This is a genomic window from Dermatophilus congolensis (genome assembly GCF_900447215.1).
Taxonomy (GTDB): Bacteria; Actinomycetota; Actinomycetes; order Actinomycetales; family Dermatophilaceae; genus Dermatophilus; species Dermatophilus congolensis_A.
Map to the genome: position 1 here is coordinate 57,322 of NZ_UFYA01000001.1, position 26,152 is coordinate 83,473.

Here is a 26,152-nt window from a genome sequence, read left to right on the forward strand (position 1 = left end):
GACGGTCACCCATACCCGTCCGAAGGGGCAACATGAGCACGGTCGTCGTCATCGGTGCAGGACTCGCAGGCCTATCCGCCGCCTGCCACCTCGTCTCACAAGGACACCGAGTCCTCGTCATCGAAAAAGAATCCAGCCCCGGAGGCCGTGCTCTACGCATACGCCAAGACGGCTTCACATTCGACCTCGGCCCAACCGTCATGACCATGCCCGAACTCCTCGACGAACCCCTACGCGCCATCGGCTCATCCCAACAAAAAGCCGTCCCCATGCGCCGACTCGACCCCGCCTACCGCGGAGTCTTCGCCGACCACAGCGAACTACTCATCCGCAACTCCACCGAAGCAACCGCACAACACATCCACCACCTCTGCGGCCCCCACGACGCACAAGCACTGCGAGAACTCGAACCCTTCCTCGCCGAGCTCTACACCACCGCCCTACCCCACTTCATCGACACCAACTTCGACTCCCCACTAGACCTACTCCGCTCACCACAAGCAGCACTCAAACTCCTCAAAATGGGCGCCTTCGCACCCATGGCAAAAATGATCAACACACGCATCAGCGACGAACGCCTCCGCCGCATGCTTACCTTCCAAGCCCTCTACGCCGGACTATCCCCAACCACCGCCCTGGGCGTATACGCCCTCATCACCTACATGGACACATTCCGCGGCGTCTACCTGCCCGAAGGCGGCATGGGCGCCATCCCACACGGCATGGCCCAAGCACTAGCACCCCACGTCACCATCCACTACAACACCACCGTCCACAGCCTCATGCGCGGACGCGGCGGACGCACCGTCGGCGTCAACACCAACGACGGCCCCATCCCAGCCGACGCCGTCATCTGCACCATCGACACCCCCACCGCCTACCGATACCTCCTACCCGACCTGCCCCTACCCCGCCCCCTACGCAACCCCACCTACTCACCATCAGCCGTCGTCTGGCACGTCGGTGCCCGCGGCCCCCTCCCCACCAACGCCGCCCACCACAACATCCACTTCGGCCACGCCTGGGAAAACTGCTTCACCGAACTCATCAACCACCAAACCCTCATGAGCGACCCAGCCCGCCTCGTCACCATCTCCTCACTCGGCGAACCGCAGCTCGCCCCACCCGACACCCACACCCTCTACATCCTCGAACCCGCCCCCAACCTCAACGGCAACATCGACTGGAACACCGAAACCACCCACATACGCGAACGACTCCACGCCTTCCTCGACGCACACAACTACCCCACAGACATCATCACCGAACGACTCATCACCCCCCTGGACTGGAAAAACCTCGGCATGGCAGCAGGCACCCCCTTCGCCCTAGCCCACCACTTCCGACAAACCGGCCCCTTCCGCCCCGCCAACCACGAACCACGCATACCCGGCCTCTTCTTCGCCGGATCCGCCACCATCCCCGGCGTCGGCATACCCATGGTCCTCATCAGCGGAAAACTCGCCGCCCAACGAACCAGAAACTACCTACGGAAAAAACACCTATGACCCCTACCCGCCGCGTCCCCACCCACAGCCACCTCACCCTCGGCTACCGCCACTGCCGCCACCTGACCTGGAAACACGGCACCACCTACTACTGGGGAGCAGCCCTCCTACCACCCCAACAACGCCGCCATGTCCACGCCATCTACGCCCTATGCCGCCTCGCCGACGACATCGTCGACGCCCCCAACGCCACCCACGACCCCACCCTCATCCCCACAACCCGTAAAGCCCTCACCACCTTCGCCAACCGCTTCCACAACGCCATCGATAACCCCGCCAACGAAACCCCCACCCTCGCCGCCATCGCCACCACCATCCGCCACACCCGCATCCCCATGGAATGCTTCGACCGCTTCTTCAACGCCATGGCCATGGACCTCGACACCAAAAAATACGAAACCTGGAACGACCTCCTCCACTACATGGACGGATCCGCAGCTGTCATCGGCGAAATGATGCTCCCCATCCTCGGCGCCACCCATCCCAACGCCCGCGAACCCGCCCGCGCCCTAGGAATCGCATTCCAACTCACCAACTTCCTCCGCGACGTCAAAGAAGACCTCGACCGCGGACGCATCTACATCCCCCAAGAAGACCTACGCCACTTCGGAGCCGACCCCACCCGAGGCCACGTCGACGAACCCTGGCGCCAACTCATGACCTTCCAAATCGCCCGCAACAGACAGCTCTACCAGCAAGCCGACACCGGCATTCCCCTCCTACCCAACGCCTCCGCACGCTGCGTCGCCACCGCCCGAGTCCTGTACTCCCGCATCCTCAACCTCATCGAAAACGCCGACTACGACATCTTCTCCACACGATTACGCCTACCCACCTGGCGCAAAGCACTCACCGCAACCCACGGACTCATCACCCCACCCCACCCCCAATGAACACCGACATCGCCATCATCGGCCTCGGGCCCGCTGGACGTGCACTCGCCCACCGACTCACCACCCACGGCGCCCACGTCACCGCCTACGACCCCCACCCCCACCGCCCCTGGAAACACACCCTCGGCGGCTGGGCCCATCAACTCCCCACCTGGCTCCCACCCCACACCGCCACCACCCGCGCCCCCAACACCGTCATTCACACCCACCACCGCGCACCCCTCTTCGACGAATACGTCATCCTCGACACCCCCGCCCTCCAACACGCCCTCCCCCTCGACAACGTCAACATCCACACCACCACCATCAACACCAACCAACTCCACACCCTCGCACCCATCGTCATCGACACCCGCGGCAACCACCACCCCCCACCAGCACACACCCCCATCCAAACCGCCTACGGCATCACCCTCCACCCCACCCAAGCCGCCCCCCTACTCCAAGACGCCGACGCCGTCCTCATGGACTGGCGCCCCCACGACGGCGCCCCAACATGGGGACACCGCACCGCCAGCTTCTGCTACACCATCCCCCTACCCAACGGCCGCGTCCTCACCGAAGAAACCATCCTCGCCGCCACACCCCCCATCCCCACCAAACACCTCGCCCAACGCCTCCACACCCGCCTCACCCGCCACGGCATACACCCAGACCCCACCAGCACCACCGAACACGTCCACATCCCCATGCTCCCCACCACCCCCCACCACCGACACCCACGATTCGGCGCAGCCAGCCACCAAAACAACCCCCTCACCGGTTACAGCGTCTTCGCCAGCCTCGCCGCCGCAGACACCGCCGCCCACACCCTCATCCACCACGGCCACCTCCCACCCGCACCCCCAGCCACAACCACCATCCGCCGCTTGGCACTCAACGCCCTCATCCGCCTCAACGGACACCACACCTTCAACCTCTTCGACGCCTACAACCACCTCCCCGCACACAAACAACGCGCCATCATGGACCCCACCACCAACGCCCCCGCACTCCTCAACGCCCTCACCACCCAATGGGCCAACCTGCCCCCACACACCCGCGCCACCCTCATCGCAGCCACCACCAACCTCACCCCACGCCACCACCAGGACACCCCATGAGCACCCCAAGCCACCGACGCGCCAACCACCCCAACGAACCACCCCCAACCAGCACCTGCCCCCTAACCACCTTTACAAACGGAGCCTGGCGAATCCGATCAGTCCACACCGCCCGCCACATACTCCGCGCCAGACACCACACCACCCAAGCCGGATTCACCGCCGAAAAAATCCCCCACATCCACACCAAGCACCGCCCCATCCTCATCTCCGACGGACCACTCCACGACGAACAACGCCGCCAGGTCGCCCGCTTCTTCGCCCCCACCGTCGTCGCCACCTACCAACCCCTCATGGCTCGCACCGCCGAAGCAGCACTCAACCCCACCCAACACCGCGGCCACATCCACCTGGATGAACTCGCCCTGCATTACGCCGTCGAAGTCACCGCCCACATCGTTGGCCTCACCCACGACCGCCCCGGCGAAACCGACACCCAACGCCACCAACGCATCACCGCCATGTCTCACCGACTCACCACCTTCTTCAACCAACCACCCTTCGACATCACCCGCAAAGATCTCGGCCGCACCCACAAACAATGGCTCCAAGCCGCCCGCAACGGCCTTAAACCCATCATCCAATTCTGGTGGCACGACGTTCGACCCGCCCTACAGCAACGCCGCCGCAACCCCAGCGACGACGTCATGAGCCACCTCCTAGCCCACAACGCCACCACCACCGACATCCTCATCGAAGCCATCACCTACGGCACCGCCGGAATGGTCACCACCCGCGAATTCATCTGCATGGCCGCCTGGCACCTCCTCACCAACCACGACCTACGCACCCACTACCTCACCAGCGACCAACCTGCACGCCTAGCCACCCTCGCCGAAATCATCCGACTCGAACCCGTCGTCGGACATATATGGCGCCGCGCCACCACCGACATCACCCCCAACCCCACCACCTGCATCAAAGCCGGCCAACTCATCGACATCAACATCCGCAGCGCAAACACAGACCCCAGCGCCGTAGGCGAAAACCCCCATCACCTACACCCAGGCCGCACCACCAGCCCCGGAATCGACGCCACCGGACTGGCTTTCGGGGACGGCGCCCACGCCTGCCCAGGAAAAACACTCGCACTACTCGAAACAGACGAACTCCTCACCCGCCTGCTCGCCCTCAAACCACACCTACACGCCCCACCCACGATCACCTGGGATGAACTCGTCGCCGGCTACCAAATCCGCAACATGCACCTCCTCACCCAAAAACCACCACACCCCAACCCTTCACCTCACCGCCACGCCCGCGCTACGTAAACACAACCAGATAAAGCCAACTCAATGCGTACCGTGGCCACATGAATATTCACGACATCGAAACAATCGACTGCTCGTCCCGCTGTGTAGCCAAACGCGCCCTCATCAACGCACCGGCCCACAGCCTCTTCGAAATGATCGCCAACCCCCACCGGCACCACGAATTCGACGGCTCCGGCACAGTCCAACCAACCGTCATTGGCCCACGCGAACTACACCTCGGTGACCGGTTCACCGTCGCAATGCGCCTAGGGCCAATCCGCTACAAAATCACCAGCATCGCCACCGAAATCACTACCGATCGCGTTATCGAGTGGCGTCACCCCGGCGGACACCACTGGCGTTACGACCTCGACTCCGTCGACGGCACCACCACCCTGCTGACCGAAACATTCCGCTACGACAGCACCCATCTACCAGCCTTCTACGAACTATTGCGCATTCCGCAACGCAACAGCCGCTCCATCCACCATACCCTCGCCACCATCCAAAGCATGCACAACAACTAGCCCCCTGGATACGGAACTGGCGAAATAAACACACATAGTGTTTGGTTATCCATAATGCATTGAGTGGCGTGGGGGCTAAAACACACCGACACGCGCCTAACCGCCACACCATCACACCGAGAACAAAGGCACACGCATGTCGACCGAAACCGCCCCACCCAAACGCCACATACTGCCCTCCTACACAGTCCAAGTACTCCTCGCACTCGTCCTGGGAGTCGTCCTAGGACTCATCGCCCGAACAGCCAACATCACCTGGCTCGCTGCCACCCTCGACATCACCGGCACCCTCTTCGTCCAACTCCTCAAACTCACCATCCCCATCCTCGTCTTCACCGCCGTTGTCAGCTCCATCGCCCACCTACGCGGCGTCACCGGCGCAGCCCGCCTCGCCGGCCAAACCCTCCTCTGGTTCGCCGCCACCGGGCTAGCCGCCTCACTCACCGGCCTCGCCGTCGGCCTCATCACCAACCCCGGCCGCGGCGTCACACTCGACATGAGCGCCGCACACGCACCCAAAAACACAGGCAGCTGGCTCGACTTCATCACCGGAATCATCCCAACCAACGTCGTCGGCGCATTCGTCGAAAACAACGTCCTCCAAATCGTCTTCATCGCCGCCGTCATCGGAGTAGCCACCATCAAAGTCGGCGACGCAGCCCAACCCTTCCTCGACCTCGTCGACTCCCTCCTCGAAATCGTCCAAAAAGCACTCTGGTGGGTCATCCTCCTCGCCCCCATCGGCACCCTCGGACTCATCGGCCGCGCCGTCGCCCAATACGGCTGGGACCTCATCGGCCCCCTAGCCACCTTCACCGCCGACATCTACATCGGATGCTTCGTCGTTCTAGCCATCCTCTACCCACTCTTCCTACGCCTGGGCGCAGGCCTATCCGTCCGCAAGTTCTACGCCGCAGCCTGGCCAGCCATCCAACTCGGCTTCGTCTCCCGATCCTCCGTCGGCACCATGCCCCTAACCCAACGCGTCACCATCGAACGACTCGGCGTCGACCGCGGCTACGCAGCATTCGCCATCCCCTTCGGAGCCACCTCAAAAATGGACGGCTGCGCCGCCGTATACCCAGCCATCGCAGCAATCTTCGTAGCCCAAATCTTCGGCGTCGACCTCACCCTGGCCCAATACGCCCTCATCGTCTTCGTCTCCGTTATCGGCTCGGCCGCCACCGCAGGACTCAATGGCGCTACCGTCATGCTCACCCTCACCCTCTCCACCATCGGACTGCCACTCGAAGGTGTCGGACTCCTCTTGGCCGTCGACCCCATCATCGACATGATCCGCACAGCCACCAACGTCACCGGACAAGCCGCCATCACCGCCGTCGTCGCAGCTCGCGAAAAACTCCTCGACCACGACACCTACCAAGCAGCCAACACAGACCTCAACGAAACCACCCCCAGCCACACCGAAAACACCGAAAACACCCCAACCCACAACGAAAACATCACCATGGCCCACAGTTAGCCCACCACACTCAACAGGTCCGCTGTTTTCCACGCCACCACCGTGGAAAACAGCGGACCACTCACATCCCCACCACAACACCCAACAAACCCACCCCGCTACACACCATCCTTCTGACGCTCATCCACCACCTGCCAAAAATGACCCCGCAACGCGTGCCGATCATTCTCACCCAACTCCGGGGTATCAATCCGCAACGACAAATCCCGCAACAAAGCCCGATCCACCTCCGGCGGAACCGTAGGACGACGCTGCAACAACCGATCCCAATCCTCATCAGTAGCAGCCTCCAACCACGCCGCCAACACACTGCGACACACCGCATCAATACTCTCCGGACTGGCCTCCACTGCACCAGAAACCTGCTCAAACACCCAGTCAGTACTCACCACATCACTCGAATACACAATCTGGGTTGGTTCCACCACCGGACTAGCATCCGCAGGAAGATGCACCCCCACCTCCACATCACCCGGATGTGGCCGCCGCCTATCCAACAAAGCCGGAGTCGGCCGACTCGACAATGACTCCTGCGCCGACTCTTCCAAACCCGCACCCAGCTCACACCCCTCTTCCTCACCCTCCACAGGTGAGGCAGGACGCGGAATCCGTTTCACCACCGCCGGAATAGTCTCCTGATCAATCACCGTCACCCCATCAGCCTCCATCTGCAGATGACGCGCCACCGCATACGCCTGTCCCTGCGTATCAGGCACCGCCAACACATTCACCTGCACCCCATGCAGCTGTGCCTCCTCCACTGCCTCGGTCAAATCATCATCACCAGAAAGCAAATACGCGACATCAACAGCCCGATTTCGGGCATGCGTTACCAAATCCAACCCCAACCGAAGATCGACGCCTTTCTGCTCACCGGAATAACTACGACGTCCCAAACGCACCTTGACCCGAGGAAGAAGAGCAAGCGCTTGCTGTGTCGCGTCCGCACGACCCGTCGCCGCATTACCGGAGTCGTACCAATTAATGCGCAGAAGAGGTAAGCCACTGTCGCGCTCCACCTGCTCGGTAAGTCTCTTCATGAGCAAAGCATGATCAATGCTCACCGCAGCCCGTAAAGAAGTGCCACTCACCAACATGGATGAGGAAGCAAGGAGGTATCCGGCGTCGACATACACCGCACAACAAGAACGCATACGTCCACCGTCTCACGGCTACAGGAACCCTCAACGCTCTTGAAACCCCGGAGTTTCGAGATGACTTCGCGAAAGATAAGGATCGAGCCGACAAAACACAGCCCCACCAGGACCTGCCCGCAGCACCCAATCCATTGAGTTCACCGCCGCAACCGATCCGCGAACCTCACACGCAGCAGCTGGCAAAGACCACACCACCGCAAAAGCTCCATCGCCCGCACGCCGCCCCACAGATGGGGTTCGGGAAGCACGGCAGAACGCGCGGGCAACGAAGGAAAAACACCACACATGCGAACGTGTGCAAAAACTCATCAAGAAAACTGTTCATCCATCACAGGCCGACAGTACTCTGAACTGAGAGCAAGCCACCTTCACATGACGTGAAATGAAGAACACACCGAGCAATATGCGGAAGCAACACGCACACAGCGGCAATCTTCACTGCGTTCACAAACGCACACCTGCACCACAACGGCAGGCACAGCACAACGAACTAACCGATAAACAAACTGCCAACTCTTAAAGCACGGTTTCGGTGCTGATGCTCACCGGAAGAAAAACTCAACTCCGGGGCGGCGCGGCACAAGCCGTCACCGAAACCGTGCGCGGTTACAACAGTCGAACGACGTATCAGTCGGTGCGGACCGCGGTGTACTTGGCTCCGTCCTTAGTGGTCAGCGTGAGCTTCTTGTCGCTGTATTCGAACTTCGCAGGCTTCTCGAAGATGGAGTGGTAAACATCTGCGACCTTGTTCACCTTGTCATCGACACAAGCAGCCTGACTCGTAGCGATATTCGAGGTGGTGATGGTCTTGTCAGCAACCTTGGCCTTACCGAAAACGTGGTTGCAGGCGTCTTCGCCCTCGAAGGTGCCGTCCTTCTTGATGGTGAACTTCGCGTCTTTAGTGATCTTGGAGTCGACACCCGGCACCACCAGGTGCCAAGAGTGCCCAGTGACCGGGTCCTGCGCAGACACGGCAGCGTGAGCGGCGTACGCGGCACCACCCAACACAAGAGTGGTCGCGGTGATCGCAGTAGCGATACGAATGCCCTTCATGACTATGCCCCTTTCTGTAGTTCCACCCATACAGCCTTAGCCAAGCCAAGACCCTACGAGAGTGAACCTTCCCGAAAATGTGACTAACGCTCTGTTACAACGAAAACCGTTAAACCAAGATTCCCGATGTGACACCAAACACACAAGATTTTTCCAAAAACGGGAATCACCACCGCGCACCCAGCACACACCCACCGCGCACCCAGCCGTCACCGCCACGACCCGATCTGCACGTTAGCCTTAACACGTGACTGAGATTGAGATCGGCCGGGGCAAGCGCGCACGCGCCGCCTATTCGCTTGACGACATCGCGGTAGTGCCCTCACGCCGCACCCGCGACCCGCGTGACGTCTCAACGTCATGGCAGATCGATGCCTACCACTTCGACCTGCCTTTCATTGCAGCCCCTATGGACTCAGTGATGAGTCCCGCCACTGCGATCCAATTCGGCCAATCCGGAGGACTAGGCGTCCTGGACCTCGAAGGCCTATGGACCCGCTACGAAGACCCCACCTCGCACCTGCAACAAATCATCGAAGCCGAGCCAGCCGAAGCTACCGCTCTACTCCAAAAAATCTACGCTGAACCCATCAAACCCGAACTCATCACCGCCCGGCTCAAAGAAATGCGCGAAGCGGGCGTCACCGTTGCCGGCTCCCTGACACCGCAGCGCACCCAAGAACACTGGAAAACCGTCATCGATGCCGGTGTCGACATTTTTGTGATCCGCGGAACCACTGTTTCGGCAGAGCACGTCTCCAGCGAAGCTGAACCCCTCAACCTCAAACGCTTCATCTACGAACTCGACGTACCCGTCATCGTCGGTGGCGCAGCCACCTATCAAGCCGGACTGCACCTCATGCGCACCGGAGCCGCAGGCGTCCTCGTCGGATTCGGCGGAGGGCGAGCGCTCACCACCCAGCAAACACTCGGCATCCAGGCACCATTAGCCACCGCTATCTCCGATGTCGCAGCCGCCCGTCGTGACTACATGGATGAATCCGGCGGCCGCTATGTCCACGTCATCGCCGACGGAGGAATGGGACGCTCCGGCGATGTCGTCAAAGCCATCGCTTGCGGAGCTGACGCCGTCATGCTCGGCGCGGCCCTGGCCCGGGCTACCGACGTCCCTGGCGGCGGATACCACTGGGGAGCAGAAGCCCACCACCCTGAACTCCCACGCGGCGAGCGCGTCGCCGTAGGTGCGCTCGGCACTATGCAAGAGATCCTCTTCGGCCCGGCCCACGCAGCCGGCGGAAAAACCAACTTCGTTGGTGCGCTCCGCCGCGCTATGGCCACCACTGGGTACGTCGACGTTAAAGACTTCCAGCGTGTTGGTATCGTCACCGGAGCCACATTTGGGAAGTAACCCCACGGGTAGGAACAGCTGCAGCAGGGCCTAAACCTGCTCATTTCTTACTTCCAGCGGGGCCGAGGGAACCGGAATAACACTCACCCTCGGCCCCAAAAACACTCCCAAAAAACAACAACGACGCTTCACCATGGCGTAAGCCACGCCAGCAAACCCCGCTGTCCTATCTCATCTCGATAGGGTGGACCTGTGCTGCGGACCGCCCTTAAACCCAAATGGCTCGGCCTGCTCCTGCTCGTGCTCCTGGTCGTTGTCTCTTTCACGTGGCTCGGCTTCTGGCAACTCGACGTCGCCCAAGCCAAACAGCAACGTGAGGCAGCCGAATACGCACGTTCACAGCCCTACGCCCCCATCAACAGCCTCCTGCCGCCCCATCACCCCCTCACTCAGCAGCTCGTTGGACGTAAAGTCACTGCCACCGGTACCTACGTACCCGAACATCAACTCATCGTCACCCCACGCTTAAACAACGGCCAGGCTGGAGCATGGGTCATGACACCGCTCAATACCGGTGATGCCTACGTACCTGTCGTGCGTGGCTGGGTCCCGGATCCCGCGCATGTGCAGCCCCCACCAACCGGCACCGTCACTGTCACCGGTGTGCTTGCTCCACCTGAATCTGCACCCAGCGAACCCAGCCCCCTTCCCAGTGGGCAAGTCGCCACCATCGACCTCGCCCATCTCGTCAACACGTGGAACACCCAGACATACAGCGCCTTCGTCATCACCGCTGCCGAAACCACACCCGGACCAGATGGGAAAGTCGCCCCCATCACCAGCTGGCGCCCTGAGACCATCCCTGCGCCACAGCCCGACACAGGTGGTATCCAGTGGCGCAACCTCGCCTATGCCCTGCAGTGGTGGTTCTTCGCCGCCTTCGCCGTATACATGTGGATACGCATGGTTCGGGACGATGCCGTCACCGACGCAGCGATAGCGCGAGGCGAGACTGTCACCACTGCATCTATCGACCCCTGGAAAGCCACCCCCACAGGAGAAAAATCATGACTACGCCCGCACTGCCTTACGACCAAGAAAAAATTGCTCGCTCACTCATGCTTTTCCGGGTCATGGCCTTCATCGTCGGTGTTGGTTTACTGCTTCTTTTGCTCGAAATGGTCCTCAAATACGGCTTCAACAATCACATGCTCGACTGGTGGCAGATCCCTCACGGTGTTCTGTACATGGTGTACATCGCTGTCACCTTCGCGCTGTCCAGTACTACCCGTATGCCGTTGGCTAAAACGTTGGGCATCATGCTTTCCGGGTGCGTTCCCTTTCTTTCTTTCTGGGTGGAGCACAAAGTCACTCAAGAAATTCGCACCCGTTTTCACCTGGACTCCTAAGGGGTGTAACCCGCAGGTGTAGCTATTCGGTGTCTTTCAATACCGGTGCTGGCATCGCACCTGTGGACACACAAGCACTACACTCACCGGAGTGAGCGCCGACCTGCATTCTCGCCCTGTCCTCGTCGTGGACTTCGGAGCCCAGTACGCGCAACTCATCGCGCGACGCGTCCGGGAAGCGAACGTCTATTCGGAGGTGATTCCGCACACCACCCCTGTCGCTGAAATCCTTTCCCGTAATCCGGGGGCAGTGATTCTTTCTGGTGGCCCGTCCTCTGTTTATGCCGATGGGGCCCCTGCCCTTGATCCGGCTCTTCTGGAAGCGGGCATTCCTGTGCTGGGGTTGTGTTACGGATTCCAAGCCATGGCGAACGCTCTGGGGGGTCAGGTAGCCCGTACCGGTAGCCGTGAGTACGGATCGACCGAAATTAGCCGCAACGGCCAAAGTGTTCTTCTTCAGAGCAGCCCTGACACTCAGGTCGTGTGGATGAGTCACGGTGATGCTGTCGCTGAGATGCCTGAAGGCATCACGGTTACTGCTACTTCTCCCGGTGCCCCGGTGGCTGCTTTTGAGGACCCGGTTCGTCGTCTGTTCGGTGTGCAATGGCACCCTGAGGTGCACCACTCTCACTATGGTCAGAAACTTTTGGAGAGCTTCCTTAAGGCTGCGGAACTGCCTGGTGACTGGAATGCTTCAAGCATTGTTGACGATCAGGTAGCGAAGATTCGTCAGGTCGTCGGTGAGGATCGCGTTATTTGCGGGCTTTCTGGCGGAGTGGACTCTTCTGTTGCGGCAGCGCTGGTGCAGCGTGCAGTTGGTAACCAGCTGACTTGTGTTTTCGTTGATCACGGTTTGCTTCGTTCTGGAGAAGCGGAGCAGGTTCAGCAGGATTTCGTTGCTGCCACAGGCGTTGATCTTGTGACTGTTGATGCAGCGGATGTCTTCCTGGAAGCTCTCGCTGGAGTGACGGACCCTGAAACCAAACGCAAGATTATTGGCCGTGAGTTTATTCGCGCGTTTGAGCGTGCTGCCCGTGACATTGTGACTGACCGCGGTGACGAAGAGCATCCAGTGAAGTGGCTCGTTCAGGGCACTCTCTACCCGGATGTGGTTGAGTCTGGCGGTGGTTCGGGAACAGCAAACATTAAGTCGCACCACAACGTTGGTGGGCTTCCTGATGATCTTGAGTTTGCTCTCATTGAGCCGCTGCGGGACCTGTTTAAGGATGAGGTGCGCCAGGTTGGTCTCGAGCTTGGTGTTCCTGAGGCAATCGTGTGGCGTCAGCCATTCCCTGGCCCTGGCTTGGGTATCCGCATTATTGGTGAAGTCACGCGAGAGCGTCTTGAAACTTTGCGAGACGCGGATCGTATCGCGCGCGAAGAGCTCACTGCCGCCGGACTGGATCGTGACATCTGGCAGTGCCCGGTGGTGCTCTTGGCTGACGTGCGCTCTGTAGGAGTGCAGGGCGATGGCCGTACGTATGGTCACCCGATTGTTCTGCGCCCTGTTTCTTCGGAAGACGCGATGACAGCAGATTGGACGCGCCTGCCGTATGAGGTGTTGGCACGTATTTCTAGCCGTATCACCAACGAGGTGGAAGAAGTGAACCGGGTGGTGCTGGACTGCACCTCCAAGCCACCGGGCACTATCGAGTGGGAGTGAATCCCCAAAGGAGTTGTCCTCTGCATTAATGCTGTAGAGGTGTAGCAAAGAGGGTGCGGGTGCTGTGTGCGGCGCTCGCACCCTCTTTGCATGGGTGATTAGGGCTGTGTTGTGTGTTCTGGGGTGTTGGTGATGCCGAGGTGTTTGAGCAAGCGCTGTGCGGCTTTGTTTGCGGAGGTGACGCAGGCTCCTACTCCTAGGCCGTCGTAGGAGGCTCCGGCTAGTTCTACTCCGGGTAGTGAGTTGGCTAGGTCGGTGCGAACGGCTGTGATGCGGTCGGTGTGGCCGACGGTGAGTTGGGGTAGTCCCGGTTGCCAGCGGTGGATGTGTGTCATGGCTGGTTTTGTGTTAATGCCGGTGAGTGTGTGGAGGTCGCGCAGGACTTGGTCGATGAGTGCGTCGTCGTCGAGGGTTGCGAGGAGGTTGTTTCCGGCGCGCCCTACAGAGAGCCTGAAGAGGGTGTGTTTGCCGTCGTCAAGGTGTGCCCATTTGCGGTCGAGGTGGGTTCCTGCTTTGAGGAGGGGGGCATGCGCGGAGGGAATGAGGAATCCGTTTGCGTTGAGCGCGGGTAGGTGTGCGACGTCGTGGCGGGGGAAGGCCATGACGATGGTGGCTGTGTGTGCGGTTTCGATGTTGTCGAGGGTGGCGGCTGTGGTGGGGGTGGTGGGGCGGATGAGGTTGGCGGCTGTGTGCGCGGGGGTGGCGATCACGATGGCGTCGGCGGTTAGCTGGCGTTCGTCGGAGAGGGTGAGGGTGTAGGTGGTTGTTCCGGTTTCGGTGGTGTTGCGGGTGAGTGTGGTGACGTTGGCGTCGAGTTCGATGGTGACGTTGGTGTCGCGTAGGAGGGCGTTGGTGAGGGTGCTTAGGCCGGTTGGCCAGCTGGCGAACATGGGGAGCGGGGTGGTGGTGTGTGTGGTTTTTGGTTGGCGGCGGCGTAGGAGGGAGCGTCCTTGGCTGGCTGCGGGGATGAGGGCTGGTGAGGTGGCGCGGAGGCTGAGGCGGTTGACGTCTCCGGAGTGGAGAGAGCCTAGGAGGGGGTCGACGAAGGCATTGGTGACGGCGTGGCCGAATCGGTTGGTGACGAATTCGCCGACGGAGATGTCGTGTCCGGGGGTGAGGTCGATGCGGCCGGTCAGGTGTGCGTAGAGGGGTTCGAGGCCGGCGCGGGTTAGGGCTGGGATGTTGAGGATGCCGGAGGTGAGAACGGGCAGGATTTTGGTGGGTCCTGCTGGGCCGACGCCTTCGGGTAGGGGGCGTCGGCGTGTGCCGGTCCAGAGCCAGCTGGTGCCTGGGCGTGAGCCGGTGAGGTTGGGGGTGAGGTTGAGTTCGTCGACGAGTTCGCGCATGCCGGGGTGGGCTAGGTGGATGGATTCGGCGCCGAGGTCGATGGGGAGGTTGTTGAGTTCGGTGGTGTGGATTTGGCCGCCGGTGCGGGGGTTGCGTTCGAGGAGGGTGGTGGTTAGGCCTGCTTGGGAGAGGCGGCGGGCGGTGAGGAGTCCTGTGACGCCTCCGCCGACGACGATGACGGAGGTCGGGGTGTCGGTGGCGGGGTTCATGGTTACCTCGGTGTGTGGGGGATAGGGGGTGTTTCCCACAGTAGCGGGGGTGTCTGTGTTGTGCGTGTGAGCTGGGTTGGGGTGGGGTGCGGGAACGGTCACATTGTGTTGGGCGTCGTGCGGGGGAGGGGTTGTTGCTGTTGCGTGGATGTGGCGTCGATGGCTCGGGTGCTGGTGGCGGATGCTGTTGGGGTTTTTGTGAGTGTTGATTTTTATGGAAGCGGAAGTATGCAGTTGAGTCGTTGTGAGGGTGTTGTGTTTTCGGTTTTTTTGGAACGGATTGGTGGTGCTGGGCGTCGGGCGTGTCTGTTTGGGGTGGGTTTGGTTGTTGCGGCGGTGGTGTTGCTTTGTGTGGTGATTCCGTTTTTTGTGTGGACGCGGTTGGGGCAGCGTGTGGATGAGCGGTCTCGTTGGTCTGCGCTGTTGCCGCCTGAGGTGAATGAGCGGTTTGATGCTGTGTTGACGCTTGTGAGTGTTCCTGCGGTGGCGGTGGGTTTGTTGGTGGTGGTGGGGATTGCGTTATTGCGTCGTCGGTGGGATTTGGCGGTGTTCGCGATTGTTCTTGTGGGGTTGGCGAATGTGACGACGCAGGTGGGGAAGGTGGTGATTCCGCGTCGTGATGTGGGGATTGGGGCGGAGAATACGTTGCCTAGTGGTCACATGACGGTGATTACGGGGTTGGCGTTGGCGTTGTTGGTGGTTGTGCCTCGGTTGGTGCGGGTGCCGTTGATGATGTTGTCGGCGTTTGCGTGCACGTTGGCTGGCGCTGTGATTGTGGTGATGCGGTGGCACCGGCCCAGTGATGTGGTTGCTGCGGTGGGAGTGTTGGCCCTGTGCTCTGGTGTCGCGGTGTTGGTTGCTGTGTGGTTGAGGTCGCGTGGTCGGGGTGTGGGGTTGGAAGGATCTTTGTCGGTGCGGGATGTGGTTGCGTATGGGGTGGTGGCTTTGGCGGGGTCGGTGGCTGCTGGGGTGGTGTTGATTGCGTTGGGTTTAGTGGCTCATGAGGAGCCGAGCAATGTGGTGGTTGCTGCAGTGACGTTCGGAGCGATTGGTGTGGCGACGTGTGTGTTGATGGTGTTGTCGGTTGTTGCGGTGGATGAGCTGGATTGTGTGTCGGTGGGCTCATCCACCGCGGTGGGGAGTTAGGCGACTAGTGGTGCGGTGATGAAGCCGAGGATGACGGTGACGAGGATGGCCACTGTTCCGGGTAGGACGAAGGGGTGGTCGAGGACGAATTTGCCTACACGGGTGGAGCCGGTGTCGTCCATTTCCATGGCGGCGACAGTGGTGGGGTAGTTGGGGAGGAGGTAATAGTTGGCGACGGCAGGGTAGCTGGCGAGGAGCGCGATTGCGGGGAGTTTGAGGTTGACCAGCAGTGGCATGAATGCGGTGGTGGTTGCTGCGTGGGAGAACATGAGTGGGGCGGCGAAGTAGAAGAAGACTGCTGCGAGCCAGGGTTGTGCCTGGAGGGGGCCGGCGAGGGCTGCTTTGATTTCTTCCATGTAGTTGCCGACGAATACGTTGCCGAGCCAGGCCAGTCCCATGATGCAGATGGCCGCGGTCATGCCGGAGCTGAAGGTGTTTTGGGTGGCGATGAGTTTGGTGGGTTGTTTGGCTACGACGCAGATAAGAGCTGCTGCGGCGAGCATGATTGCCATGATGGCCGAGGTGGAGTCGATGGGGGCGTGGGCGATGAGTCCGAGCTGTTTTGAGGTGACGGTGGCGTAGGTGACCACGAGGATGAGGGCGATGAGGAAGATGATGAGGCTGGGGGCGGCGCTGGGGGCGGGTTTGTATGTGTGGGTGGTGTTGGCTGCGTTTTTGCGGATGAGTCCTTGGGCTAGGCGTTCTTTGTAGATGGGGTCGTCTTCGAGTTCGCATCCTTGGCGGGAGGAGACGAATGCGCCGATCATGCAGCCGATGAAGGTGGTGGGGATGACGATGGCTAGGCATTGGAGGTAGCCGACGTTGAGGGGGGTTAGAGCGACGGCTAGGGCGACCATTGCCGCTGAGATGGGGGAGGCTGCGACGGCGACTTGGGATGCGACGACGGCGATGGCTAGGGGGCGGGAGGGCCGGATTTTGTGCTCTTTGGCGACGTCGACGATGACGGGGATGACGGAGTAGGCGGTGTGTCCGGTGCCGCAGAGCAGGGACAGCATGTAGGTGACGAAGGGTGCTAGGTAGGTGATGTGTTTGGGGTGTTTGCGTAGGAGTACTTCGGTGAGGTGGACGAGGTGGTCGATGCCTCCGGCGAGCTGCATGGCTGCGACGGTGCAGATGACGGGCATGATGATGCCGATGACGGACCAGGGGACGTCTTTGGTGGCGGTGGTGTGTAGGCCTGTTGCGACGAGGATGACGACGCCTGCGCCTCCGGCGAGTCCGATTCCTATTCCCCCCAATCTGGCGCCGATGACGATGAAGAGGAGGGCGATGAGTAGGTGGAACCAGATCATGAGGGGCTCCCAGGGGGTGGGGGTGTTAGGCGCTGGGTCGCGTCGTGGATTGTGCGGCGAGTCTAACTCTGTGTTGGTTTAGAAGTTGGTGAGGTCGTGGGGCGCATTGGGCCAGGTGAAAAGGGTTGCGACGCGGTGTAGATCACGTTTTTGGGTGAGGTGTGCTTTGTCTTGGAGGATGAGGTCGGGCAGGGTGGGGATTCCACCTCCTCCGCCGAGCCATAGGCTGGCCAGGGCGTTTATGTCGATGTGTAGGTGTGGGGTCTGGGGATTTGGGGTGTTTGTGGGGTGGCAGGTGGCTTGGCCGTTGGTGTTGATAGTGAGGATGTAGGTGCCGTCGGTGAGGTGGAGTGGGTCGGTGATAGTGAGGTTTATCTCACCGGGTAGGGGGTAGGTGCGTGCGTTGAGGGCGGCTGGCACATCGAGGATTCGGGTCCATAGGCCATCCCAGATGGGGCCGGATTGAGCAGCGCGGGGGTTGCTGAGGTACCAGGGCAGGGGTAGGTCGGGGTGTCCTAGGGCGTAGTCGATTTCGGTGATGAAGTCGGTGTTGGCGCAGTGGCGCCATAGTTCGCGTTCTGCGGTGGGGGTGCTGGCGCGTAGTTCGTGAATGGTCATGCGGTTTTCGTGGCGTCCCATTTTCCAGCCGTCGGGGAATGAATAGGAGACTGCTCCGTCGATGTTTCCGTTGTTGTCGGTGTGGGCGGCGAACCATCGTGCTGGGGTATTGGGGGAGTAGGTGGTGGGGTCGGTGTGGTGTTTCCAGCAGGTCAGGGGTGCGGTGATTGTTCCGGGGTGTGCTGCGCGCACGGCTGTTTCGATGTTGGTGAATATGGTGGCGGCTTCGTGTGGGGTGATGATGCGTATGTGTCCGCTGGGTTGGCTGAGGAAGTGGCTTCGGTCAGGTCGTAGCGTCCAGGCGGTTCGTGCTGCGGACATGCCGAATCCGTAGCGGCCGTAGATTTCCCATTCGGCTGCGTGGAGGGCGGCGCAGACGTTGCCTGCGTTTTTGGCGCGGTGTAGTTCGTTGGTCATCCAGCGTCGGAGGATGCCTTGCCTTTTGTGTGTGGGCAGGACGACGACGTCGCTGATTGCGGTGGTGGGGACGTCGGCTCCGCCTGGTAGGGAGCACATGGAGTCCATAGATAGGAAGGAGGCGACGGCGGGTGTGTTGGGGGCGGCGGTGTCGTGGATGACGGTGGTGCGGAATCCGTCTTGGCTTAGGGATTCGGCGTAGGTGTCGAGGTCTGTTTTGGTGAGTCGGGGTGAGTGGAATACGAGTGATTTGAGGTTGAAGACTTCGCGGACTTCATCCAGGTTGGTGGGGTTGATGAGGCTGGTGCGTAGTGTTTCTGAGTCCTGTTGGGTTGGGGGGTGTGGGGTGCGGTCGTTCATGTTTTCCACAGTATCGACGCTGGCGGTGGCGGGGGCGTGGAATAGCACCTTCGCTTCTGATGGCCTTTTGTGTGACCCACGGCCACTACTCTTGAGTTGTGCTAAGGACTAACGCAGCCGTCCTCGCGGGTAAGGCCACTCGGCTCGCTTCGCGTCTCCGTGCGGGTGGACGTTCGGGAGGGTCGGCGTTGCCCGGCCTGGTAGCCGAGCGTCTCGATCCAGGTTTTCTTCGTAACGCGCTCGCTGACACGCACGGCGGGATTGTTGTTGTCAGTGGTACTAACGGAAAAACCACTACGACGAAGATGCTGGTAGCGGTGGTGCGTGCCCACGGGTTCTCGGTTTTTTCTAACCCGACTGGCAGTAACTTCACGCGTGGGGTCATTTCCGCGATGCTCGATGAGATCGGTCCTTCGGGCCGGTTGAAGGCTGATTACGCGATTCTGGAGTTGGATGAGGCTCATTCGATTCGTTTCGCGGAGGCTGTTGAGCCTACGCATGCGTTGCTGTTGAACGTTGCTCGTGATCAGTTGGATCGTTTCGCTGAGATCGACTACACGGCGCGTCTTTTGGAGGATTTGGCTAGTCGCACCACGCACGGTGTTGTGTTGAACCGGGATGATTCTTTTATTTCTCGGGCTGCGCAGAATGCGGATGTTCCTGAGGCGACGTGGTTTGGTTTGGACCCATCAATCGCTGATCGGGTAGCTGAGCTGCAGGAAGCGGACGTGCGTGAAATTCCTGAGGGTGGTGCTGGTGCCTCAGGTCATGCAGGTGTTCCGGATCCGGGGCCTGCTGATGGTTTGCTGCGTACGATTGATGAGCGCAAGTTCGCGATCGATTTTCCTGGTGCCGACACGGTTGGGCCGTTGGAGCTTCAGCAGCGTGGTCTGGCAGCAATGATTAATGCCACGGCGGCCACGTCGATGGCTAAGCGTCTCCTGGGCGATCGGTTCGATGCGCGTGTGGCTGCGGCGGCGTTGGCGTCGGTGGCTCCGCCGTTTGGCCGTGGTGAGGTCATTCAGGCGGGCGATTCGAGTCTTGAGTTGGTGTTGGTGAAGAACCCGGCGGGTTTCTCGGTGGCGTTGTCCACGTATGGGGGAACTCCGGTTCCGACGATGGTCGCGATTAATGACAACACTGCTGATGGGCGTGACGTCAGTTGGTTGTATGACGTGTCGTTTGAGTCGTTGCGGGAGCAGGGTGTGTATGCGACGGCAGGTATCCGTGCTTATGACATGGCGTTGCGGCTGCGGTATGACGATGTTGAGGTCGGTAGCGTCATTCCTGATTTGACGGAGGCTCTCGATACTTTCTTGGCGGCTCATCCGGGGCAGCCGCTTCGACTTTTCTGCACTTACACCGCGATGATGTCGCTGCGCCGCACTCTTGCTGAGCGCTATGACCTTCCCGACATCGGACAGGACGCGTGAAAGCGATGACTATTTCGAGTACTTCTGTGTCCGAGGAGATGGATGGTTCGGGCACGTTGACCGCGGCAGATGCTCCGGGAGCGTTGCAGTCGGGGTCGATGGCTGACAGTTATCACGGCCCGGTGAAGGGCAAGTTGAAGATTGTTCACTTGTATCCGCGTGAGATGAGCATTTATGGCGACTTTGGCAACGTGCGTGCGTTGCAGGTGCGTGCGCAACGTCATGGGTATGAGGTGGAGGTGCTGGCGCATCATCCGGGAACGGTTTTGCGTGATGACGTAGACATCATCGTCGGTGGTGGTGGTCAGGATTCGGGTCAGGCTCGTGTTGAGGATGATCTGGCCGCCAATGGTGACATGTTGCGGCATTTGGCTGCTGATAAGGCGCCGATGTTGGTGGTGTGTGGCATGTACCAGTTGTTGGGCCGTGATTTCACGACGGTGGCTGGTAAGCGGTTGCCGGGGCTAGGCATTTTGGATGTGACCACTACTGGTGCGGAAACGCGCATGGTTGGCCCGGTGGTTATTTCGGGCAAGTTTGGTGAGATGGTCGGGTATGAGAACCATTCGGGCCGGACTTTGCGTGGGCCAGAGCAGGCTGCGTTGGGAACGGTGTTGTATGGCCAGGGTAATGATGGTCAGGATGGCACTGAGGGTGCGGTGAAAGACAACGTGTATGGCACGTACTTGCATGGCCCGGTGTTGCCTTCTAACCCTGCGTTCACTGATGAGCTGCTTCGGGCTGCTGTGGAGCGGCAGGATAAGGGTGGGTTTGAGCCTGAGGCGTTGGATGACACGTTGGCTGATGAGGCTCGGCATCGTCAGGTAGAGCGGTTGTTGGCTGGGTATGACGATGGTGGTTCGTCGGTGTTGCCTAGTGTCAGGGATGTGGCTCGGGCCGCTTTGCGTCGTGCTCGAGCGATGCGTCGCTGAGCGTGATTGTGTGTGGTGGTTGGTGTGTGACGTGAACGTGTCACTAACCAGAGAGTGAGTCCCACTGCACCAAAAGGGATTTCGAGTAGGTGGCTGAAGAGGGCGAAGAGTGCCACACCTGCTCCGGTTGAGGCCGGATCTGCTTCGAGTGCGATGAGCACTGCGGCGGATCCGGCCTCAGCTATTCCCAGGCCTCCGGGGGTGAGGGGCACTGCTGTGGAGAGTCTTCCGATGGCGAAGGCAGCGAAAGCTATTGGCAAGGAGACATGAACGCCGGAGAGAGCGATGCAGGCGGTGAACAGGAGGAAGTAGACAGCGAAGAAGCCCACTACTCCGAAGGTGAGTTGGTGCCAGCGGTCGTGGGCTAGGCCGATGATGCGGGTGCGTAGCGTGAGGGCGTTGGTGGCGAAGTGGGTGTGGTGGTTGGGGCGTAGGTGTTTGTTGATGGTGTCGGCGAGTGTGCCCAGTGTTGTGGTTGCGCGGCGTGAGGTGATGAGGGCGATTCCTGTGGTGACGGTGATGGTGCCGATGAGGGCGCCGAGGGCGACTCCGCCCCAGATGGTGGCAGGGAGCCTGGTGGAGTGGGTGAGTAGCAGGAGCGCAGCGAGGACGGGCAGGGCGGCGCGGATGAGGATGTTCCACACTGTGGTGATCAGCATGGATGAGGTGATGGTGGTGACTTCGAATCCCCAAGATCGCCACATGGCGAAGTTGAGTGCGGTGCCGAAGGCGCCGCCTGCGGGCAGAATGTTGCTGATGCATGAGCCGGCGAGGTTGCTGGTGAGGGCTTGGCTGTGGCTCAGGCCGGGCAGGGAGGCTTTGAGGGTGAAGGTGTAGCAGTAGAGCCCGGTCATCATGAGGGTGAGCAGGCCGAGGAAGTTGAGCCAGCCGACTCCGGTGATGGTGTGGAGAATTTCGGTCCAGGTGGTTTCGGTGAGGGTGGGGAGTAGCCAGCCGAGTAGGGCGATGGTGATGCTTAGGCTTGCGGCGGTGTGGAGTGTGCTGCGCAGGAGTGTTGATGGTGTTGTCACGGCGTGGTTTCCCAGATGTTGTGGGCGGGGTGTTTATGGGTGCGGGGGGTTGGCCCGGTGAACCATTCGCGTCCGAGGATGAGGTTGAACAGTGGTGAGGGCAGGTTGCTTAGGACGTTGAGTGTTCGGGTGGTGCGGCCTGTTGTTTGTGAGGTGTGGGCGCGTAGGGCGTTGCGTTTGGCTGTGCTGTATTGGCCGATGCTGATGCGGTGGGTGATGAGGTTGCGGGGAGTGTAGGCGGTTTCGAATGTGCTGCGGTCGAATTCGGGCGGGAAGGGGTAGAGGCGGGTTGCGATGCGTAGGGCTTGGGTGATGAGTTCGCGGGGGATTGTTGCTTCGAGGAGCCGGGTGCCTGTGGTGGCGGAGGCGGCGCGGACTACTTCGTGGAGTTTGATGTGGTCGCGGTGGCCGTATCCGCCGGCTTTGTCGTAGCCGATGACGAGGTCGGCGTGTTCGTTGCGCAGGATGTTGGCCAGTTGGGTGGCGGCGTGGTGGGTGTTGGTGCGTGCGAATCGGGTTGTGTGGGGAGGGTTGGGGGGGATGGTGGGGCCGGAACCGGAGTCTGCGTAGCCGAGTCGGATGACGTTGTGTGCGCCGATGGCTGCTGCGCTGAGGTGGAGTTCGTTGATTCGGGTGGTGCCGAGGTCGCCGTTTTGGTGGTAGCGGGGGTCGGCTTCGCCGAGTTCACCGTCGGTGGCCACGACGAGGATGACGCGGTCTCCTGCGGCGGCTGCTTTGGCGAGGGTGCCTGCCATGAGGAGTGCTTCGTCGTCGGGGTGGGCGTTGACGGCGACGATGGTGCGGCTCACATCGGTCAGTGTGCCATTGGTGGCTGGTGGTGGTTGGTGGCGTGTGGCGGTATGTCGGGCGTGGCAGGGTGTTTGGGTGCGTATTGCTTTGGTTTCGGATGTTTTTTTGCCGCGTCTGGGTGGGATTGAGGTGCAGGTGGATCGGTTGGCGCGGGGGTTGGTCAGTGCTGGGCATGAGGTGGTGGTGTTGACGATTACGCCGGGAGCGCAGGTGGATATGGTTGAGGGTGGGGTGCAGGTGTTGCGGTTTCCGTTGCCGGTGCGGTTGCCGGGGTCAGTGGTGGTGAATCCGGCGGGGGCGGGGTGGTTGCGGTCGGTGTTGGGTGAGGGTGGTTTTGATGTGGTGCATGTGCATATGGGGGTGGTGAGTCCGTTTGCGTTTGATGCGGTGCAGGTGGCGGCGCAGTTGGGGTTGGCGCATGTGGTGACGTGTCATTCGTTGGTTGGTGGGGCGGGCAGGTTGTGGTTGCGGTTGTCGGGGCGGGTGGATCGGTGGGTGCGTGGTGGTGCGGTGTTGTCGGCTGTTTCAGGTGTTGCGGCGCAGCGGTTGGCGGCGGCGGCGTCCGGGGATGTGGAGGTGGAGGTTGTTCCTAATGGGGTGGATACGCAGGTGTGGCGTCGGTGGTGTGGGGTCAGGCCGCGTGCTGGTGGGGTGCGGGTTGTGAGTGCGATGCGTTTGTCGAGGATTAAGCGGCCGGTGGCGTTGTTGGAGTTGGTGCAGGTGGCGCGGGGGTTGGTGCCTGGGGTGCCGATTACGGTGGAGGTGGCCGGGGACGGGCCGTTGCGGCCGGTGTGTGAGCGGTGGGTGAGTAGGCATGGTGCTGGTGGGTGGGTGCGGTTGCGGGGTCGGTTGTCTCATGCGGAGTTGGTGCGGATGTATGGGGGGGCGGATGTGTTTGTGTCTCCGGTGGTGGATGAGGCGTTTGGGATTGCTGCGTTGGAGGCGCGGGCGTGTGGGGTGCCGGTGTTTGGGCGGGTGGGTAGTGGGGTGGGGGAGTTTGTGCGCTCGGGTGTTGATGGGGTGTTGATGGATAGTGACGTTGGGTTGGCGCGGGCGGTTGCGCACTGTGCGGTGGATGGGGTGTGGATGGCTGGGTTGCGTGAGCAGGCGGGTGCTGAGTTGCCGGAGCGGTTTGGTCAGGGGGCGATTGTGGCTGGTGCGGTGGGGTTGTATGAGCGGGCTGCGCGGGGGGTGTGATGTGTTTGACGTGGATTTGTTGTGGTGAAAGGCAGCTTTGGGGCCGCGGCGTTGGGGGTGAGGGGACAGACTGGGTGTGTAGCTGAGCCGGTCGTGGTTTTTCCGTGATCTGTCAGATGGCGGCGTTGCCAGGGCGCTGTTACCGGCTGTTGTTGCCCGTGCACCCGGGCTGTTGTGAAGGAGTTGTGCCATGGCGGATTTCGCCTATGAGGACTTGCTGCCTGTTGGGAAAGACATACAGACCCCGTTTCGCAAGTTGACGTCGCAGGGCGTGCGTGTGTTGGAGGGGCCAGGTGGTCGTCGTTTTCTTGAGGTTGAGTCTGAGGCGCTGCGCCTGTTGACGGAGACAGCGATGCATGACATCGCGCATTATTTGCGGCCGGGGCATCTGCAGCAGTTGCGGAACATTCTCGAGGACGAGGAGGCCAGTGACAATGACAAATTTGTGGCCTCTGACTTGTTGAAGAACGCGGGGATCGCTGCCGGTGGCGTGTTGCCTATGTGTCAGGACACGGGGACGGCGATTGTTTCAGCGCATCGGGGGCAGCATGTGCTTACTGCTGGTGATGATGCTGAACCCATTTCGCGGGGAGTGTTTGATGCTTATACGAAGTTAAATTTGCGGTATAGCCAGAACGCTCCGGTGACGTTCTTTGAGGAGAAGAACACGGGCTGCAATCTTCCTGCGCAGATCGATATTTATGCGGATACGCATCCAGGGCATGAGCTGGAGTATGAGTTTTTGTTCATGGCTAAGGGCGGCGGTTCGGCGAATAAGAGCTACTTGTTCCAGGAGACGAAGTCCATTCTTACTCCGGAGCGAATCATGCCGTTCTTGGAGGAAAAAATCCGCAGTTTGGGTACGGCGGCGTGCCCGCCGTACCACTTGGCGATTGTGGTTGGCGGTACGTCTGCGGAGAAGGCGCTGCAGACGGCTAAGTATGCGTCAGCGAAGTACTTGGACAATCTCCCGACCACGGGTAACGCGGCTACGGGTCGTGGGTTCCGGGACCGTGAGATGGAGGAAAAGGTTCTTGAACTGACTCGTCAGATCGGTATTGGTGCCCAGTTTGGTGGTAAGTATTTCTGTCACGATGTGCGGGTGGTGCGGTTACCGCGTCATGGTGCTTCGTTGCCGGTGGCGATCGCGGTTTCGTGTTCGGCGGATCGGCAATGTCTGGGCAAGATCACCCCGGAGGGGGTGTTTGTGGAGCAGCTTGAGTTTGATCCGACCCAGTATTTGCCAGCCCCCACTGAGGATGAATTGGGTGGGGAGGTTGTAGAGATCGATTTGCGGCGTCCGATGTCTGAAGTTTTAGCGGAGCTGACGAAGTATCCGGTTAAGACGCGTTTGTCTTTGACGGGCACGCTTGTGGTGGCCCGCGATATCGCGCACGCAAAAATCCGGGAGCGTCTTGATAAGGGTGAGCAGATGCCCCAGTATCTGAAGGATTATCCGGTGTATTACGCCGGTCCTGCGAAGACTCCCGATGGGATGGCTTCGGGGTCGTTCGGCCCCACGACTGCCGGACGCATGGATAGTTATGTTGACCAGTTCCAGGCTGCGGGCGGATCGATGGTGATGCTTGCTAAAGGTAACCGTAGCCAGGCGGTGACGGATGCGTGTGCAGCGCATGGCGGTTTCTACTTGGGTTCTATCGGTGGTCCAGCTGCACGCTTGGCGCAGGATTGCATCACGAAGGTGGAAGTTTTGGAGTATCCGGAGTTGGGTATGGAGGCGGTGTGGAAGATTGAGGTGAAAGATTTCCCTGCCTTCATTGTCGTTGATGACAAAGGCGATGATTTCTTTGCTTCTGTCGCGGCGCCGGTGACGATGTCGATCGGGAAACGTCCGGGGGTGGATGCCGCGCACAACAACACGGATGTTGATGCCGCTGCAACACAAACGAATTGACCGCTACGGCTGGGGGTGTTCCTACGCCTGCAGATATTGCACGAGCGTAGGAGCACCACCGGTGCG

22 protein-coding genes are annotated in these 26,152 nt (G+C 60.6%); 15 read left to right on the forward strand and 7 right to left on the reverse strand.

Annotated features, from left to right (window positions below; genetic code table 11):
- Nucleotides 1–32 precede the first annotated feature (32 nt).
- The 6 genes from DXZ77_RS00275 (at nt 33) to DXZ77_RS00300 (ending at nt 6,767) form a co-directional block, all read left to right on the forward strand.
- Complete coding sequence (locus DXZ77_RS00275) at nt 33–1,508, forward strand: phytoene desaturase family protein (RefSeq protein WP_115029037.1); 1,476 nt, start codon at nt 33–35, stop codon at nt 1,506–1,508.
- Nucleotides 1,505–2,401, forward strand: coding sequence for a phytoene/squalene synthase family protein (locus DXZ77_RS00280; protein ID WP_115029038.1), 897 nt, complete (start codon nt 1,505–1,507; stop codon nt 2,399–2,401). Before DXZ77_RS00275 ends, DXZ77_RS00280 begins: the two co-directional genes overlap by 4 nt.
- The gene (locus tag DXZ77_RS00285; protein ID WP_115029040.1) at nt 2,398–3,504 is read left to right on the forward strand and encodes a lycopene cyclase family protein; all 1,107 of its coding nucleotides are present in this window, start codon (nt 2,398–2,400) and stop codon (nt 3,502–3,504) included. The genes DXZ77_RS00280 and DXZ77_RS00285 overlap by 4 nt, the downstream gene beginning before the upstream one ends.
- A complete protein-coding gene (locus DXZ77_RS00290; RefSeq protein ID WP_115029042.1) occupies nt 3,501–4,775 on the forward strand; it encodes a cytochrome P450 in 1,275 nt (424 codons plus the stop codon). The genes DXZ77_RS00285 and DXZ77_RS00290 overlap by 4 nt, the downstream gene beginning before the upstream one ends.
- Before the next feature lie 41 nt (nt 4,776–4,816).
- Entirely contained in the window at nt 4,817–5,284 is a 468-nt protein-coding gene (locus DXZ77_RS00295) for an SRPBCC family protein (protein ID WP_115029044.1), read from the forward strand.
- Nucleotides 5,285–5,420: 136 nt separating this feature from the next.
- Entirely contained in the window at nt 5,421–6,767 is a 1,347-nt protein-coding gene (locus DXZ77_RS00300; protein WP_115029045.1) for a dicarboxylate/amino acid:cation symporter, read from the forward strand.
- A gap of 98 nt (nt 6,768–6,865) precedes the next feature.
- Here the strand turns inward: DXZ77_RS00300 and DXZ77_RS00305 are convergent, their stop codons facing one another.
- The gene (locus tag DXZ77_RS00305) at nt 6,866–7,921 is read right to left on the reverse strand and encodes an NYN domain-containing protein (protein WP_115029047.1); all 1,056 of its coding nucleotides are present in this window, start codon (nt 7,919–7,921) and stop codon (nt 6,866–6,868) included.
- A gap of 630 nt (nt 7,922–8,551) precedes the next feature.
- Nucleotides 8,552–8,977 carry an META domain-containing protein gene (locus DXZ77_RS00310; RefSeq protein WP_181815973.1) on the reverse strand — a complete coding sequence of 142 codons (426 nt, stop codon included), beginning with the start codon at nt 8,975–8,977 and terminating at the stop codon, nt 8,552–8,554.
- Between the two features lie 247 nt (nt 8,978–9,224).
- Between DXZ77_RS00310 and DXZ77_RS00315 the strand changes: the two genes are divergently transcribed.
- The 4 genes from DXZ77_RS00315 (at nt 9,225) to guaA (ending at nt 13,358) form a co-directional block, all read left to right on the forward strand.
- Nucleotides 9,225–10,346 (forward strand): GuaB3 family IMP dehydrogenase-related protein, encoded by a 1,122-nt coding sequence (locus tag DXZ77_RS00315; RefSeq protein ID WP_115029051.1) that lies wholly within the window; start codon nt 9,225–9,227, stop codon nt 10,344–10,346.
- A 192-nt stretch (nt 10,347–10,538) separates the two neighbouring features.
- On the forward strand, nt 10,539–11,357 hold the full coding sequence (locus tag DXZ77_RS00320) for an SURF1 family protein (RefSeq protein WP_115029053.1): 819 nt from the start codon (nt 10,539–10,541) through the stop codon (nt 11,355–11,357).
- On the forward strand, nt 11,354–11,695 hold the full coding sequence (locus DXZ77_RS00325) for a DUF3817 domain-containing protein (protein ID WP_115029055.1): 342 nt from the start codon (nt 11,354–11,356) through the stop codon (nt 11,693–11,695). The genes DXZ77_RS00320 and DXZ77_RS00325 overlap by 4 nt, the downstream gene beginning before the upstream one ends.
- Nucleotides 11,696–11,786: 91 nt before the next feature.
- A complete protein-coding gene (guaA, locus tag DXZ77_RS00330) occupies nt 11,787–13,358 on the forward strand; it encodes a glutamine-hydrolyzing GMP synthase (protein WP_115029057.1) in 1,572 nt (523 codons plus the stop codon).
- A 98-nt stretch (nt 13,359–13,456) separates the two neighbouring features.
- Here guaA and hemG read toward each other — a convergent pair whose 3' ends face one another.
- Nucleotides 13,457–14,914, reverse strand: coding sequence for a protoporphyrinogen oxidase (gene hemG, locus DXZ77_RS00335; RefSeq protein WP_147279124.1), 1,458 nt, complete (start codon nt 14,912–14,914; stop codon nt 13,457–13,459).
- A gap of 159 nt (nt 14,915–15,073) precedes the next feature.
- On the opposite strand from hemG, the gene DXZ77_RS11565 reads away from it, so the two are divergent.
- Nucleotides 15,074–16,060, forward strand: a complete 987-nt coding sequence (locus tag DXZ77_RS11565; RefSeq protein WP_147279125.1) for a hypothetical protein — start codon at nt 15,074–15,076, stop codon at nt 16,058–16,060.
- Here DXZ77_RS11565 and DXZ77_RS00340 read toward each other — a convergent pair.
- Both DXZ77_RS00340 and DXZ77_RS00345 read right to left on the reverse strand, forming a co-directional pair.
- Entirely contained in the window at nt 16,057–17,373 is a 1,317-nt protein-coding gene (locus DXZ77_RS00340) for an anaerobic C4-dicarboxylate transporter family protein (RefSeq protein WP_115029061.1), read from the reverse strand. The genes DXZ77_RS11565 and DXZ77_RS00340 overlap by 4 nt on opposite strands.
- A 78-nt stretch (nt 17,374–17,451) precedes the next feature.
- A complete protein-coding gene (locus tag DXZ77_RS00345; RefSeq protein ID WP_147279126.1) occupies nt 17,452–18,768 on the reverse strand; it encodes a GNAT family N-acetyltransferase in 1,317 nt (438 codons plus the stop codon).
- A 98-nt stretch (nt 18,769–18,866) separates the two neighbouring features.
- Here DXZ77_RS00345 and DXZ77_RS00350 point away from each other — a divergent pair, with 98 nt between their 5' ends.
- Nucleotides 18,867–20,201 (forward strand): Mur ligase family protein, encoded by a 1,335-nt coding sequence (locus DXZ77_RS00350; RefSeq protein WP_115029064.1) that lies wholly within the window; start codon nt 18,867–18,869, stop codon nt 20,199–20,201.
- A 5-nt stretch (nt 20,202–20,206) separates the two neighbouring features.
- Nucleotides 20,207–21,133, forward strand: coding sequence for a type 1 glutamine amidotransferase (locus DXZ77_RS00355; protein WP_258553048.1), 927 nt, complete (start codon nt 20,207–20,209; stop codon nt 21,131–21,133).
- On the opposite strand, the gene DXZ77_RS00360 is transcribed toward DXZ77_RS00355, so the two are convergent.
- Nucleotides 21,022–22,164, reverse strand: coding sequence for a lysylphosphatidylglycerol synthase transmembrane domain-containing protein (locus DXZ77_RS00360; RefSeq protein WP_181815974.1), 1,143 nt, complete (start codon nt 22,162–22,164; stop codon nt 21,022–21,024). The two genes, DXZ77_RS00355 and DXZ77_RS00360, sit on opposite strands and share 112 nt — an antisense overlap.
- Nucleotides 22,161–22,973, reverse strand: coding sequence for a PIG-L deacetylase family protein (locus tag DXZ77_RS00365; protein ID WP_258553049.1), 813 nt, complete (start codon nt 22,971–22,973; stop codon nt 22,161–22,163). Before DXZ77_RS00365 ends, DXZ77_RS00360 begins: the two co-directional genes overlap by 4 nt.
- Here DXZ77_RS00365 and DXZ77_RS00370 point away from each other — a divergent pair.
- Together DXZ77_RS00370 and DXZ77_RS00375 are read left to right on the forward strand one after the other, a co-directional pair.
- Nucleotides 22,918–24,171 carry a glycosyltransferase family 4 protein gene (locus tag DXZ77_RS00370; RefSeq protein WP_181815975.1) on the forward strand — a complete coding sequence of 418 codons (1,254 nt, stop codon included), beginning with the start codon at nt 22,918–22,920 and terminating at the stop codon, nt 24,169–24,171. The two genes, DXZ77_RS00365 and DXZ77_RS00370, sit on opposite strands and share 56 nt — an antisense overlap.
- Nucleotides 24,172–24,361: 190 nt before the next feature.
- Nucleotides 24,362–26,086: a fumarate hydratase gene (locus tag DXZ77_RS00375; RefSeq protein WP_115029072.1), complete on the forward strand. Its 1,725-nt coding sequence runs from the start codon at nt 24,362–24,364 to the stop codon at nt 26,084–26,086.
- The last annotated feature ends 66 nt before the right edge of the window (nt 26,087–26,152 follow it).

What these genes read in the sequence shown, in the direction of transcription:
- DXZ77_RS00275 (WP_115029037.1), top strand. Translation starts at nt 33, where the DNA reads ATGAGCACGGTCGTCGTCATCGGTGCAGGACTCGCAGGCCTATCCGCC.
- DXZ77_RS00280 (WP_115029038.1), top strand. Translation starts at nt 1,505, where the DNA reads ATGACCCCTACCCGCCGCGTCCCCACCCACAGCCACCTCACCCTCGGC.
- DXZ77_RS00285 (WP_115029040.1), top strand. Translation starts at nt 2,398, where the DNA reads ATGAACACCGACATCGCCATCATCGGCCTCGGGCCCGCTGGACGTGCA.
- DXZ77_RS00290 (WP_115029042.1), top strand. Translation starts at nt 3,501, where the DNA reads ATGAGCACCCCAAGCCACCGACGCGCCAACCACCCCAACGAACCACCC.
- DXZ77_RS00295 (WP_115029044.1), top strand. Translation starts at nt 4,817, where the DNA reads ATGAATATTCACGACATCGAAACAATCGACTGCTCGTCCCGCTGTGTA.
- DXZ77_RS00300 (WP_115029045.1), top strand. Translation starts at nt 5,421, where the DNA reads ATGTCGACCGAAACCGCCCCACCCAAACGCCACATACTGCCCTCCTAC.
- DXZ77_RS00305 (WP_115029047.1), bottom strand. Translation starts at nt 7,921, where the DNA reads ATGCGTTCTTGTTGTGCGGTGTATGTCGACGCCGGATACCTCCTTGCT.
- DXZ77_RS00310 (WP_181815973.1), bottom strand. Translation starts at nt 8,977, where the DNA reads ATGAAGGGCATTCGTATCGCTACTGCGATCACCGCGACCACTCTTGTG.
- DXZ77_RS00325 (WP_115029055.1), top strand. Translation starts at nt 11,354, where the DNA reads ATGACTACGCCCGCACTGCCTTACGACCAAGAAAAAATTGCTCGCTCA.
- hemG (WP_147279124.1), bottom strand. Translation starts at nt 14,914, where the DNA reads ATGAACCCCGCCACCGACACCCCGACCTCCGTCATCGTCGTCGGCGGA.
- DXZ77_RS11565 (WP_147279125.1), top strand. Translation starts at nt 15,074, where the DNA reads ATGGCTCGGGTGCTGGTGGCGGATGCTGTTGGGGTTTTTGTGAGTGTT.
- DXZ77_RS00340 (WP_115029061.1), bottom strand. Translation starts at nt 17,373, where the DNA reads ATGATCTGGTTCCACCTACTCATCGCCCTCCTCTTCATCGTCATCGGC.
- DXZ77_RS00345 (WP_147279126.1), bottom strand. Translation starts at nt 18,768, where the DNA reads ATGAACGACCGCACCCCACACCCCCCAACCCAACAGGACTCAGAAACA.
- DXZ77_RS00355 (WP_258553048.1), top strand. Translation starts at nt 20,207, where the DNA reads ATGACTATTTCGAGTACTTCTGTGTCCGAGGAGATGGATGGTTCGGGC.
- DXZ77_RS00370 (WP_181815975.1), top strand. Translation starts at nt 22,918, where the DNA reads ATGAGGAGTGCTTCGTCGTCGGGGTGGGCGTTGACGGCGACGATGGTG.
- DXZ77_RS00375 (WP_115029072.1), top strand. Translation starts at nt 24,362, where the DNA reads ATGGCGGATTTCGCCTATGAGGACTTGCTGCCTGTTGGGAAAGACATA.